This is a genomic window from Xanthomonas sp. SHU 308, from assembly GCF_000364645.1.
Classification (GTDB): Bacteria; Pseudomonadota; Gammaproteobacteria; order Xanthomonadales; family Xanthomonadaceae; genus Xanthomonas_A; species Xanthomonas_A sontii.
The window spans coordinates 1-12,882 of record NZ_AQOK01000905.1; the positions used below are offsets into that span (position 1 = coordinate 1).

At 69.8% G+C, this 12,882-nt stretch carries 10 protein-coding genes and 1 pseudogene; 5 read left to right on the top strand and 6 right to left on the bottom strand.

Annotation, left to right across the window (positions count from 1 at the left end):
* From D588_RS28085 to D588_RS0123385, 4 genes and pseudogenes are all read left to right on the top strand, one after another.
* Positions 1–266 (top strand): annotated as a pseudogene (locus tag D588_RS28085) (hypothetical protein); the annotation flags it as partial.
* Positions 267–327: 61 nt separating this feature from the next.
* On the top strand, positions 328–921 hold the full coding sequence (locus D588_RS0123375; RefSeq protein WP_017913577.1) for a YigZ family protein: 594 nt from the start codon (positions 328–330) through the stop codon (positions 919–921).
* Complete coding sequence (locus tag D588_RS0123380; RefSeq protein WP_017917720.1) at positions 918–2,684, top strand: ABC transporter transmembrane domain-containing protein; 1,767 nt, start codon at positions 918–920, stop codon at positions 2,682–2,684. Before D588_RS0123375 ends, D588_RS0123380 begins: the two co-directional genes overlap by 4 nt.
* 118 nt (positions 2,685–2,802) lie before the next feature.
* Positions 2,803–3,015 carry a hypothetical protein gene (locus D588_RS0123385; RefSeq protein WP_017917721.1) on the top strand — a complete coding sequence of 71 codons (213 nt, stop codon included), beginning with the start codon at positions 2,803–2,805 and terminating at the stop codon, positions 3,013–3,015.
* Positions 3,016–3,365: 350 nt separating this feature from the next.
* Here D588_RS0123385 and D588_RS0123390 read toward each other — a convergent pair whose 3' ends face one another.
* From D588_RS0123390 to hrcA, 6 genes are all read right to left on the bottom strand, one after another.
* Positions 3,366–4,478: a prephenate dehydrogenase gene (locus D588_RS0123390; protein ID WP_017917722.1), complete on the bottom strand. Its 1,113-nt coding sequence runs from the start codon at positions 4,476–4,478 to the stop codon at positions 3,366–3,368.
* Positions 4,475–5,395, bottom strand: coding sequence for a pyridoxal kinase (gene pdxY / locus D588_RS0123395; protein ID WP_017917723.1), 921 nt, complete (start codon positions 5,393–5,395; stop codon positions 4,475–4,477). The genes D588_RS0123390 and pdxY overlap by 4 nt, the downstream gene beginning before the upstream one ends.
* Before the next feature lie 385 nt (positions 5,396–5,780).
* Positions 5,781–6,911 carry a molecular chaperone DnaJ gene (dnaJ, locus tag D588_RS0123400; RefSeq protein WP_017908540.1) on the bottom strand — a complete coding sequence of 377 codons (1,131 nt, stop codon included), beginning with the start codon at positions 6,909–6,911 and terminating at the stop codon, positions 5,781–5,783.
* 151 nt (positions 6,912–7,062) lie between these two features.
* On the bottom strand, positions 7,063–8,991 hold the full coding sequence (gene dnaK, locus D588_RS0123405) for a molecular chaperone DnaK (protein WP_017917724.1): 1,929 nt from the start codon (positions 8,989–8,991) through the stop codon (positions 7,063–7,065).
* A 145-nt stretch (positions 8,992–9,136) separates the two neighbouring features.
* Positions 9,137–9,658, bottom strand: coding sequence for a nucleotide exchange factor GrpE (gene grpE / locus D588_RS0123410; RefSeq protein WP_017913573.1), 522 nt, complete (start codon positions 9,656–9,658; stop codon positions 9,137–9,139).
* 204 nt (positions 9,659–9,862) lie between these two features.
* Positions 9,863–10,921 (bottom strand): heat-inducible transcriptional repressor HrcA, encoded by a 1,059-nt coding sequence (gene hrcA / locus D588_RS0123415; RefSeq protein WP_017908542.1) that lies wholly within the window; start codon positions 10,919–10,921, stop codon positions 9,863–9,865.
* A gap of 111 nt (positions 10,922–11,032) precedes the next feature.
* Here hrcA and recN point away from each other — a divergent pair, with 111 nt between their 5' ends.
* Entirely contained in the window at positions 11,033–12,694 is a 1,662-nt protein-coding gene (gene recN, locus D588_RS0123420) for a DNA repair protein RecN (protein ID WP_017917725.1), read from the top strand.
* Positions 12,695–12,882: the final 188 nt, after the last annotated feature.

Genomic DNA, 12,882 nt, shown 5'->3' on the forward strand with positions numbered 1-12,882 from the left:
CGCTGTCGCTGCAACCTTCGACGTCGTCTGCCGCGCCCACCGCCGCATCGGCGCAGCCACGGTCCTCCGCTGGCGTCTTGGGGGCCGCAGTGGAAGTGGCCGTGGAGGCCGACGCACAATTGCCCCCGCGGCGCTGGCTGCAACGGATCCGCGAGCGCCGCGACGGCGGCGAACTGGACGTCGCCCGCGCCAGCCTGCTGCGCTTCCAGCGCACCCACCCGCACCGCACGGTGCCCGCGGACCTGCGCCCGCTGCTGCAGGACTGAGCCGCGCGCTGCCGGCGCCTGCGCCGCAGGCCGGCAGCGCACCTCGTCTACAATGCCGCCGATGCCCGACACGCTCCCGCACCCCGTCAGCCACAGCGTGGAGATCAAGCACAGCCGCTTCGTTGCCCACGCCGCGCCGATCGCCGACGCAGGCGCAGCGCTGGCGTTCGTGCAGCAGGTGATGGTGGCCGACGCCACCCACAATTGCTGGGCCTACCGCCACGGCGACGAATACCGTTCCAGCGACGACGGCGAGCCCGCCGGCACCGCCGGCCGGCCGATCCTGGCGGCGATCGACGGCCAGGGCTTCGACCGCGTGGTGGTGGTCGTCACGCGCTGGTACGGCGGCATCAAGCTCGGCGCCGGTGGTCTGGTCCGCGCCTACGGCGGCAGCGCCGCCGAATGCCTGCGCCTGGCGCCGCGGCAACCGTTGCTGGCCTTGAGCCTGCTGACCCTGCACTGCGGCTTCGACGACCTGGGCGCGGTGCATGCCGCGCTGAGCGCCTGCGCCGCGGAAAAACTCGATGAACGCTTCGATGCCGGCGGCGCCGAACTGCGCCTGCGCCTGCCCCGCGATCGCGTCGACGCCTTGAAAACCCGCCTGCGCGACGCCACTCGCAATCGGGTCCGCTGTTCGGAACCCGCCCCCGCATGAACACCCCGTCGGCCGACCAGGCCAAGTCGCTGCGCAGACTCGGCAGCCTGCGCACCCTGTGGCCGTTCGTGCGTCGCCGGCGCGGCCTGCTGATCGCCTGGCTGGTGGCGCTGGCGATCTCGTCCAGCGCCACGCTGAGCCTTCCGGTCGCGGTCCGGCAGATGATCGATCATGGCTTCGAGGACGTCGGCCTCATCAACCAGTCGTTCGCCCTGTTGTTCGCGGTCTCGGTGGTGCTGGCGGTGGCCACCGCCACGCGCTTCTACTTCGTGTCGCTGCTCGGCGAAAAGGTGGTCGCCGACCTGCGCGAGCGCCTGTACACGCACCTGATCGGCCTGCACGCCGGTTTCCACGACCGCAACCGCAGCGGCGAACTGGTCTCGCGCCTGTCGGCCGACAGCGAACTGCTGCGCGGGGTCATCGGCAGCACCATGTCGGTGGCGCTGCGCAGCACGGTCACCGCGGTCGGCAGCGTGGTGATGCTGTGCGTGACCAGCCCGCACCTGGCCGCCTACACCCTGCTCGGCATCCCGCTGGCGGTGCTGCCGATCGTGCTCGGCGCGCGGCGCCTGCAGAAGATCTCGCGCGCCAGCCAGGATCGCGTCGCCGACGCCAACACCCTGGCCGCCGAGACCCTGGGCGCGGTGCGCACGGTGCAGGCCTACGCGCGCGAAGGCTACGAACGCGGCCGCTTCGGCGAGGCGCTGGCGCAGACCGTGGCGGTGGCGCGGCGCCGGGTCGGTGCGCAGGCGCTGATCACCGCCGCGGCCATCGTGTTGATCTTCGGCGCCATCGTGCTGGTGCTGTGGTTGGGCGCGCACGAGGTCGCCGCCCACGAACTCAGTGCGGGCGCGCTCGGCCAGTTTTTGCTGTATGCGATGTTCGGCGGCGGTTCGGTGGCCTCGCTGGCCGAAGTCTGGAACGACCTGCAGCGCGCGGCCGGCGGCATGGGCCGCATCGCCGAATTGTTCCAGGAACGTCCCGAGATCGTCGCCCCGACCCAACCACGTGCGCTGCCGCAGCCGCTGCGCGGCGAGGTGCGCTTCGACAACGTCAGCTTCCGCTACCCGCAGCGCCCCGATCACCCGGCGCTGGACGGCTTCGATCTGCACGTGCGACCCGGCGAGAGCGTGGCCCTGGTCGGCCCCTCCGGCGCCGGCAAGAGCACGGTGCTGGCGCTGCTGATGCGCTTCCACGATCCGCAATCGGGCAGCGTGCAGGTGGACGGCCTGGATCTGCGCACGCTGGACCCGTCGCAACTGCGCGCGGCGATCGGACTGGTGCCGCAGCACCCGACCCTGTTCGCCGCCAGCGCCGCCGACAACATCCGCTACGGCCGGCTCGAGGCCAGCGAGGCGGAGGTCGAGGCCGCCGCGCGCGCGGCCGAAGCCGACGCGTTCCTGCGGCAATTGCCCGACGGCTATGCCAGCGAACTGGGCGAACGCGGTGCGCGCCTGTCCGGCGGCCAGCAGCAGCGCATCGCCATCGCCCGCGCCCTGCTCAAGGACGCGCCGATCCTGTTGCTGGACGAGGCCACCAGCGCCCTGGACGCGCAGAGCGAACACGCCGTGCAGCACGCGCTGGAGCGGCTGATGGCCGGGCGCACCACCCTGGTGATCGCACACCGCCTGGCCACCGTGCTGAAGGCCGACCGCATCGTGGTGATGGACCACGGCCGCATCGTCGCCCAGGGCACCCATGCGGAGCTGCTGGCGCAGGACGGGCTGTACGCCGAACTCGCTCGCCTGCAGTTCATCGACTGAGCACGCCGCGCTAACGGCGGCGGGACTACGGTCGGGCCGCGTCTGCGCTGCGGCCGCGCGCCCGCGGCCGCCGCTCCGGCGTCCCGCATTCCATGCAGCGTTCGACAGGAGGCTTCCGATGTCCTTTCGCCAATTGCCCGCCCTCGGTCCCGACGGCGAGGCCTATCTGATCACCGAGTTCCAGGACGATGCGCCGCGCCAGCAGCAGACGCAGCACGATCCGCACGCCGACAGCGGACTGCGCTACGAACTGGCCGACGGCCGCAAGCTGATCCGCCGCGGCCAGCAGTTCGTCACCACCGGCGGCGAGTTGACCCTGACCGCGGTCTAGCGTCGCCACCACGCTGTGCCGCCATGCCCTGTCATCGCCACTGGCGTTCGGGGTGCTGGCGGCACGCTGGTGAATTTTTCACCACACGGCTTGACAGGCTTGCGCCGCAAGGCGCGCCGAGGGTTATCCACATGTTTGCGCAGTGACCATCCACATGCGCTGTGGATGAATCTGGAGGTGGGCGTCGTGCGTCCATGTGTTCTGGAGCGCAGCTGAAGCCGCGACGAGCGAAGCGGTGCGCGTTCCGATCGCGCACCGCGTCGGGACTGAAGTGACTCCCACAATGCCCCAGCCCACTCGCCGCAAGTTCCTGCAGGAGCGGCTTCAGCCGCGACGGCGTTCGATGCAATTCACCCCGCCAGCACCCGCCCGATCCCACTGGCATCGATCTCCGCCGCCGCGCCGCGCACCGCCCCCGCATCGCTGGCCGGATCGAAGCCGAGCCGGAAATGCAATTCGCCCGCCTGCGTGCGCGAGGAATGGATCGAAGCGAGATTCACCCCATGGCGCTCGAACACGTGCAGCAGCGCGCGCAACGAGCCGGCGCGGTCTTCCGGCAAGTAGACGCTGAGCGTGGACTGCTCGGTCAGGTCGGCCAGCAGATAACCGACGCGTTCATAGCTGTAGTTGCCCTGCGCGATCGCCGCCTCGCCCAGCGCCTGCCGGTTGGCATCGAGAAACTCGGCACGAAACTGCGCGCGTGCGGCATCGTCGCCGCGACCGACCTGGTCGCGCAGCCGCGACAGCTGCGCGATCAGCCCGTCCAGCACATCGCCGACATGCGGATTGCCGAACTGGATGTCTTCGTAGATGGCCGGATTCAGGGCCAGGATGCGCGCGATGATCGCGGTATCCAGTTCGAACGAGGCCGAGCGGTACGGCAGCAGCGCCTGCAACGGCCCCAGCGCCGGCGCATGCTCGCGCAGCACGCCGGCCTGGGCCAGATGCGTGGCGTGGACCATCGCCTGCACCAGCGCCATCACCCGGTCGTGGTGCTCGGGCGTGGTGCGCACGCACTCGCCTTCCAGCGCCGCGTACAGCTGCTGCAGCCAGGGCTGCCACTGCGCCACCCGCGCCTCGCAGACCACCAGCACGCGGCCCTTGAGCGTGGGCGACTTCGGCGGCGCGGTCATCGGATGCAGGCCGGCCACTTCCGCCTGCGAGGCCAGCATCGCCGCCACCGGCGCAGCCTTGACCGAGGTTACGTCCAGCCAGAGCTGGTCGCGCTCGCGGCCGCCGGCGCGCTGCACGTACTCGCCGATCAACGCCGGCGTGTGCCGGATCGGCGCGGAGAAGATCAGCACCTGCGCCTGCTGCAGCAGCGCCTCCGGCGCCAGCGACTGCGGGTCGGCCGGATCGTGGCCGATCACCTGCAACTGCATGCGCTCGCGGAAGAAGCGGCTCAGCCAGCGGCCATAGGCGCCGGCACTGCCCACGATGCCGACGACCGGGTGCAGGCTCACGCCAGGCGCTCGGCGACGAAGCGCAGCGGCGTGGCCAGCGCAGCCGGCGCCGCCGCCAGCACGTCCAGCTCTTCCACGTCCGCGGCCAGGGTCGCCTCCAGCGCCGCATGCACGCCGGCAATGGCGCGGCCGATCGCCGCCTCGAAGCTGTCGCCGCGCAACAGGAACGCCACCAGCAGCGCCATCAACACATCGCCGGTGCCGGCGACATCCACCGGCAGCAATGGCGAGCACCAGCGGTAGACCGCTTCGCGGCTCACCGCCAGCGTGACCAATTGCCCGGCATCGCCGCCGACGCTGTGCGCAAGCACCCATTCCGGACCGCGCCCCAGCAACACGCGTGCTGCGGCGATCGCGTCGTCCTGCGCCAGTGCCGGCATGCCGGTCAGGCGGCCGAGCTCGAACGCATTCGGCGTCACCAGCCATGCGTGCGGCAACAGGCGCTCGGCGAAGATCGCTTCCAGGCCCGGTTCGACGTAGGGGCCGGTGTGCGTATCGCCGATCACCGGATCCAGGCAGTAGCGCAGCGTCGGGCACTGCGGCAGGGTGGCGTCGAGCCAGTCGGCGAAGGCGGCACCATTGCCGACGCTGCCGAAGTAGCCGGACACCAGCATGCGCGCGCGTTGCGGCAGGCCGCGCTCGCTGGCGCCGAGCAGCAGATCGGCGAACCAGTCCGACGGCAGCACCTTGCCACGCAGCGTGGCGTAGAACGGCGCATTGCTCAGCAAGGTGGTCGGGATCTCGGCCACGCGCAGGCCCAGCGCGCGCAACGGCGGCACCGCCGCGCTATTGCCGGCGTGGCCATAGACGAGTTGCGACTGCACGGAAATGACGTCGACCGGCACCGGCCCGTCGGGGCGCTGGCGGCGGCCATGGATGAGATGACTTGCGGCGGAGCTGTCGGCGGAAGCGTTCATCGCCGTAGTGTAGCGCCGGCGCAAGATCGCCAAGAGGCGCGTGCATGCGCGGTGTTGCGGGGGCTTTCAGCAACAACGGCCTCAGCTGCGACGCTCCGACGAGAAAGCGTCGCGGCTGAAGCCGCTCCTGCAACAGGGGCCAGGATGCGGGAGAAGTCCAAACAACATCCGGAATCAAGAATTTCTATTTCTCACTCCGCTCAGCGGCGAAGCATTCCACTTGTAGGAGCGGCTTAAGCCGCGACGCTTTAACGGTAAAGCCTCGGGGCTGAAGCCCCTCCCACAAAAGCACTGCGGGAAACAACACCGGGACCATCACGAATCCCGGCTTCCAACAGCCGCAGGCTGGTCATCCCTAATCCCGAATCCCTAATCCCGGCTCACGTCACGACGTCATCCGGTCCCAGAACCCCTTCACCCCATCGATGAAGGTCGCCGACTTCGGCGAATGCTTGCGCGCATCCTCGCCGGTGAAGGTGGACTCGAACTGCTCCAGCAGCTTGCGCTGGTCGGCGGTGAGGTTGATCGGGGTCTCCACCACCACGCGGCAGTACAGGTCGCCTTCGCTGCGGCTGCGCACCGAACGCACGCCCTTGCCGCGCAGGCGGAACAGCTTGCCGGTCTGGGTCTCGGCCGGGATGCGGATCTCTGCCTCGCCGCCCAGGGTCGCCACGCGCACGGTGTCGCCCAGCGCCGCCTGCGAGATGCGGATCGGCACCTCGCAGTGCAGGTCGTCGCCGTCGCGCTGGAAGATGGGGTGCTCGCGCACGCGCACCTCCACGTACAGATCGCCCGGCGGAGTGCCGGCCGGACCGGCCTCGCCCTCGCCCGACAGGCGGATGCGGTCGCCGTTGTCGACGCCGGCGGGAATCTTCACCGACAGCACCTTGGTCTCTTCCACGCGCCCGGCGCCATGGCACACGCCGCACGGGTTCTGCACGATCTGGCCGCGGCCGGCGCACTGCGGGCAGGTCTGCTGCATGGCGAAGATGCCACGCTGGATGCGCACCTGGCCGCGTCCGTGGCAGGTGCCGCAGGTCTCGACCTTGCCGTCCTCCGAGCCGCTGCCGTGGCAGTGCTCGCATTCGCTCAGGGTCGGAATCTCGATGCGGCGCTCGATGCCGGCCACCGCTTCTTCCAGGTCCAGTTCCAGCACGTAGCCGATGTCGGCGCCGCGCCGCGGCGCACGCCCGCCACCGCCGGCGCCACCGAAGATGTTGCCGAAGATGTCGCCGAAGATATCGCCCATGTCCGGGCCGCCCGGACCGCCGCCCATCCCGCCCATGCCGTGCTCGAACGCGGCGTGGCCGTGCGCGTCGTACATGCGCCGGCGGTTGCCGTCGGAGAGCACCTCATAGGCTTCCTTGCATTCCTTGAACGCGGCCTCGGCGGCTTGGTCGCCGGGATTGCGGTCCGGGTGGTACTTCATCGCGCAACGGCGATAGGCCTTCTTCAGCTCGTCGTCGCTGGCGGTGCGGGCCACACCCAGCACTTCGTAATAGTCGCGTTTGCTCATGGCTGGGAATCGGCGATGGGGAATGGGGAATGGTTCAAAACGGGCATCCTGTAGCGATCGGTCATAGCGGCGATGAAACCGGGAACCTTAAAACGGCGAAGGAGCGGAGCCTGAGCACCGCTCCTTCGAAAACCGATTCCTTAAGGCTGGATCACGCCTTCTTGTCGTCCTTGACCTCGGTGAACTCGGCGTCGACAACGTCGTCGGCGTGGGCCGAGGACGCATGCGCGCCGCCGGCGTTGCCGCCCGACTGCTGCTCGCCCGCCGCCGCGGCCGCGTACAGCGACTGACCGGCCTCTTCCAGCGCCTTGGTCTTGGCCTCGATCTGGCCCTTGTCGTCGCCCTTCATCGCGGTTTCCAGGTCCGCCAGCGCCGACTCGACCTTGCCGATCACGTCGCCGCCGACCTTGCTGCCGTGCTCGGTGATCGCGCTGCGGGTGGCGTGGATCAGGCCGTCGGCCTGGTTGCGCGCCTGCACCAGCTCATGGAACTTCTTGTCTTCCTCGCGGTTGGCTTCCGCGTCGGCGACCATCCGCTGGATCTCGTCGTCCGACAGGCCGGAACCGGCCTTGATCTCGACCTTCTGTTCCTTGTTGGTCTTCTTGTCCTTGGCCGACACGTGCAGGATGCCGTTGGCGTCGATGTCGAAGGACACCTCCACCTGCGGCAGGCCGCGCGGCGCCGGCTCGATGCCGGACAGGTCGAACTTGGCCAGCGACTTGTTGTAGCGGGCCTGCTCGCGCTCGCCCTGCAGCACGTGCACGGTCACCGCCGACTGGTTGTCCTCGGCGGTGGAGAACACCTGCGAGGCCTTGGTCGGGATGGTGGTGTTCTTCTCGATGATCTTGGTGAACACGCCGCCCAGGGTCTCGATGCCCAGGCTCAGCGGGGTCACGTCGAGCAGCAGCACGTCCTTGACGTCGCCGGCCAGCACGCCGCCCTGGATCGCGGCACCCAGCGCCACGGCCTCGTCGGGGTTGACGTCCTTGCGCGGCTCCTTGCCGAAGAACTCGGCCACCGCCTGCTGCACCTTCGGCATGCGGGTCTGGCCACCGACCAGGATCACCTCGGTGATGTCGCTGGCGCGCAGGCCGGCGTCGTTCAGCGCGGTGCGGCACGGATCGATGGTGCGCTTGACCAGGTCCTCCACCAGCGCCTCGAGCTTGGCCCGGGTCAGCTTGATGTTGAGGTGCTTCGGGCCCGACGCGTCGGCGGTGACGTACGGCAGGTTGACTTCGGTCTGCTGCGAGGACGACAGCTCGATCTTGGCGCGCTCGGCGGCGTCCTTCAGGCGCTGCAGCGCCAGCGGATCCTTGCGTAGGTCGATGCCCTGGTCCTTGTTGAACTCTTCCACCAGGTAGTCGATGACGCGCTTGTCGAAGTCTTCGCCGCCCAGGAAGGTGTCGCCGTTGGTGGCCAGCACTTCGAACTGCTTCTCGCCGTCGACGTTGGCGATCTCGATGATCGACACGTCGAAGGTGCCGCCGCCCAGGTCGTACACGGCGATCTTGCGGTCGCCGCCCTGGCCCTTGTCCAGGCCGTAGGCCAACGCCGCGGCGGTCGGCTCGTTGATGATGCGCTTGACGTCCAGGCCGGCGATGCGGCCGGCGTCCTTGGTCGCCTGGCGCTGGCTGTCGTTGAAGTACGCCGGCACGGTGATGACCGCCTCGGTGACGGTCTCGCCCAGGAACGCCTCGGCGGTCTTCTTCATCTTCTCCAGCACCTGCGCGGAGATTTCCTGCGAGGCCAGCTTGCGCCCGTCGGCGGTGGCCACCCAGGCGTCGCCGTTGTCGTGCTGGACGATGCTGTACGGCACCAGGCCGATGTCCTTCTGCACTTCGGCGTCGGTGAACTTGCGGCCGATCAGGCGCTTGACCGCGTAGAAGGTGTTCTTGGGGTTGGTGACGGCCTGGCGCTTGGCCGAGGCGCCCACCAGCACTTCGCCGTCCTTGGTGTAGGCGACGATCGAAGGCGTGGTGCGGTCACCCTCGGAATTCTCGATGACGCGGGCCTTGCCGCCGTCCATGATCGCCACGCACGAATTGGTCGTGCCCAGGTCGATGCCGATGATCTTGCCCATTGCAATGACTCCTGAAAGGTCGTGTAGCCGGCCAGTGCCGGGATCTGGTTCGGATATAGGGATGGCTGCAGGTCATTCAAGCCATCGCCGCAAATTAGCGTTCCACCGCCGCCGCGCCGGGTTCAGGCGCGGGCAGCCGGCGCGCTCAGTCGTGCTTGGCCACCACCACCAAAGCGGGCCGCAGCAGGCGGTCGTTGAGCAAGTAGCCCTTCTGGAACACCTGGATCACATGACCCGGGGCCACGCCCTCGGCCTCAGCCTGGCTGATCGCCTGGTGATGCTCGGGGTTGAACGGCTCGCCGGTCGGGTCGAGCAGGGTCAGGCCGTTGTCGGCGGCGACCTTGAGCAACTGCTTGTAGGTCAGCTCCAGGCCGTCGCGCAGCGGGCTCGGCTCGCTGCCGGCGGCGGTCAGCCCCGCGTCCAGACTGTCGAACACCGGCAGCAGGTCGCCGAGCAGGCGCTCGTTGGCGAACTTGCGCGCCTGCTCCACGTCGCGGGCGATGCGCTTGCGCTGGTTCTCCAGGTCGGCGCGCTCGCGCAGGGCGTCGGCCTTGACCAGGGCCAGTTCGCTGCGCAGCGTCTCGATCTCCGCCTGCAGCGGATCGGTCGAGGGCTGCTGCGCCTCGGTCAGGTGTTCGGAATCGAATTCGGGGTGCTCTTGCGTCATGTCCGGGTCCCTGGCGGGGTACGTCCCGCCTTACCGGACCACCTATGTGGGCGGTGCGGGCGGATTCAAGTGAGGCCGGGATGATCAGCCATTCGGCTGCTGAAAAGCGGGGATTCGGGATTGGGGATTGGGGATTCGCCCGGGCGCGGCTGGATGGCCTGCTGGCGGATGAGGCGGCGGCGCTTCGACCAGCGCTGCGTGCGTTCAGCGGTCGCCCGGCGGAGATGGGTCCAGGCGGGCGCCGAGGACGTCAGCGGCGGTCTGCACCAGGGGGATGACCCGGTCGTAGTCCATGCGCTTGGGGCCGATCACGCCCAGCACGCCCAGCACCTGGCCGCCGGCCATGTACGGGGCGGTCACCAGCGACACGCTCTCCAGCGGCACCATGCCGGTTTCCTCGCCGATGAAGATGCGCACGCCCGGCGCGCGGATGGTGCGTTCGAGCAGTTGCAGGAGTTCGCGCTTGCTGGCGAAGACCTCGAACAGTTCGCGCAGCCGCTCCAGGTCCGACAGGTCCTGCACGCCCATCAACTTGGTCTGCCCGGCCAGCACCATGTCGTCGCCGGCCGGGGCCAGCGCCTGCTCGGCCAATTCGACGCTGTGCGCCAGCAACTGCTCCATCTCGTCGCGCGCATGGCGCAGGTCGCGCAGCAGGCTGGCACGGATGTCGGCCAGGGCGCGCCCGGCGAAATGCCGGTTCAGATAGTTGGCCACCCGCTCCAGTTCGGCCGGCTCGTAGGCCTTGCGCGGCTCGATGACCCGGTTCTGCACCTCGTTGTCGGCGAACACCAGGATCGCCAGCACCCGCCGCGCATCCAGCGGCACGAAGTCGATGTGCCGGAACGCGAACTGCTCGCGCTTGGGCGCGCTGACCACGCCGACGAAGTGGGTCATCGCCGACAGCAGCTCCGAAGCGCTACCCAGCAACGCCTGGGTGCCGGCGGCATTGGCCATCTCCGCGCGCAGCCGTGCCACCTCGCCTTCGGCCGGCGGGCGCATCTGCACCAGGCTGTCGACGAACACCCGGTAGCCGGTGGCGGTGGGCACGCGCCCGGCCGAGGTGTGCGGCGAGCTGAGCAGCCCGGCGTCCTCCAGGTCGGCGAGGATGTTGCGGATCGTCGCCGGGCTCACATCCAGCCCGGCGTGGCGGGCCAGGGTCTGCGAGCCGACCGGCTCGCCGTCGCGGATATAGCGCGAGATCAACGTGCGCAGCAGCTGCCGGGCACGCGGATCGAGGCTGGAATGGACCGGGGAAGCGCGCATGGAATCAACCCGTGAGACTGGTCCTTAGATAATGTCTGCACGCCGGCTTGGCAAGTCATTGGCCCACCTACCCGCGCATGCTAGCGTTGCGCGGCTCCGGATGCAGACCCCATGCTCAGACATCTCTCGATCAAGGATTTCGCCGTCGTACGCGGCACCGAACTGGAATTCGGCCCCGGCATGACCGTGGTGTCCGGCGAAACCGGCGCCGGCAAGTCGCTGATGGTGGACGCGCTCGGCTTCCTGTCCGGGTTGCGCGCCGACAGCGGTGTGGTCCGCCATGGCGCCGACCGCGCCGAGCTGTCGGCCGAGTTCGTCGCCCCCGCCCAGGCCCGCGCCTGGCTGCGCGAGAACGAACTCGACGACGACGAACACTGTCAGCTGCGGCGGGTGATCCGCGCCGACGGCGGCTCGCGCGCCTGGATCAACGGGCGCCCGGTGACCCTGTCGCAACTGGCGGAGCTGGCCGGCCACCTGGTCGAGATCCACGGCCAGCACGAACACCAGGCCCTGCTCTCGCGCGGCAGCCAGCTCGGCCTGCTCGATGCCTACGCCCGCAACGACGCCGAGCGGGCCGCGGTGCGCGCCGCCGCCGCCTGCTGGCAGGGCCTGCTCAGCGAGCGCGAGACCCTGCTGGCGCAGGGCGACGTCAGCGACCGCATCGGTTTCCTGCAGCACCAGCTGGCCGAGCTGCAGCGCGAGGACCTGGACCCGGCGGCGATCGCCGCCCTGGACGCCAACCATCGCCGCCAGGCCCACGCCGCCGCGCTGATCGGCGCCTGCGAGGGCGCGGCGCAGCGGCTCAACGGCGACGAGGCGCCGGCGGTGCTGGACCTGTTGCAGCAGACCCGCCACGAACTCGGCAAGGTCGGCGAGTACGACCCGCGCCTGGCCGAAGTGCAGGCACTGATCGACAGCGCCGGCATCCAGCTGGAAGAAGCGCTGGCGCTGATCGACCGGGTCCGCGACGACCTGGATGCCGACCCGGCGCAGTTCGACGAGATGGAACGCAAGCTCGGCCGCCTGCACGACCTGGCGCGCAAGCACCGGATCGGCGTGGACGCGCTGGCCGACCACCGCGACGCCCTGCTGGCCGAAGTGGAGAGCCTGCGCGGCGCCGGCGAGCGGCTGGACGTGCTCGACGCCGAGATCGCCCAGGCCACCCAAGCCTGGCGCGACGCCGCGGCCGCCCTGACCGCCACCCGCGACCGCGGCGCGCAGGCGCTCTCGCACGACACCACCACCCTGATCGGCGAACTGGGCATGGGCGGCGGGCGCTTCCTGATCCAGTTGGAACCGCACGAGACGGAGCGGCCGGACCCGGCCGGCGCCGAGCGGGTCGAGTTCCTGGTCGCCGCCAACGCCGGGCAGCCGCCGCGCGCCCTGCGCAAGGTCGCCTCCGGCGGCGAACTGTCGCGCATCTCGCTGGCGATCGAGGTCGCCGCGCTGGGCCTGGACGCGGTGCCAACCATGGTCTTCGACGAAGTGGACTCGGGCATCGGCGGCGCCGTCGCCGACATCGTCGGCAAGAAACTGCGCGCGCTCGGCGAGCAGCGCCAGGTGCTGTGCGTGACCCACCTGCCGCAGGTCGCCGCGCAGGGCCACGCCCACTACCGGGTCAGCAAGGCGCCGGTCGAAGGCATGACCCAGAGCTCGGTGGAGTTGCTGGCCCCGCGCCAGCGCGAGGAAGAACTGGCACGGATGCTGGGCGGGGTCGAGGTCAGCAAGGAAGCTCGCGCCGCGGCCAAGCGGCTGCTGCTCAGCGCGGGCTGAGTGGCTGGCGATCGAGCAGCGCCTGGCAGTGCAGCCCTGCCCAGGCGCCACAGGTCACTGAAAGCATCAAAAGCCCCTCTCCCACCGGGAGAGGGGTTGGGGTGAGGGTTAGGCGCAGAGCCACCCGCTGACGTAATCCACGCGGCGCCCCCCGCACCCTCATCCGCCCCTGCGGGGCACCTTCTCCC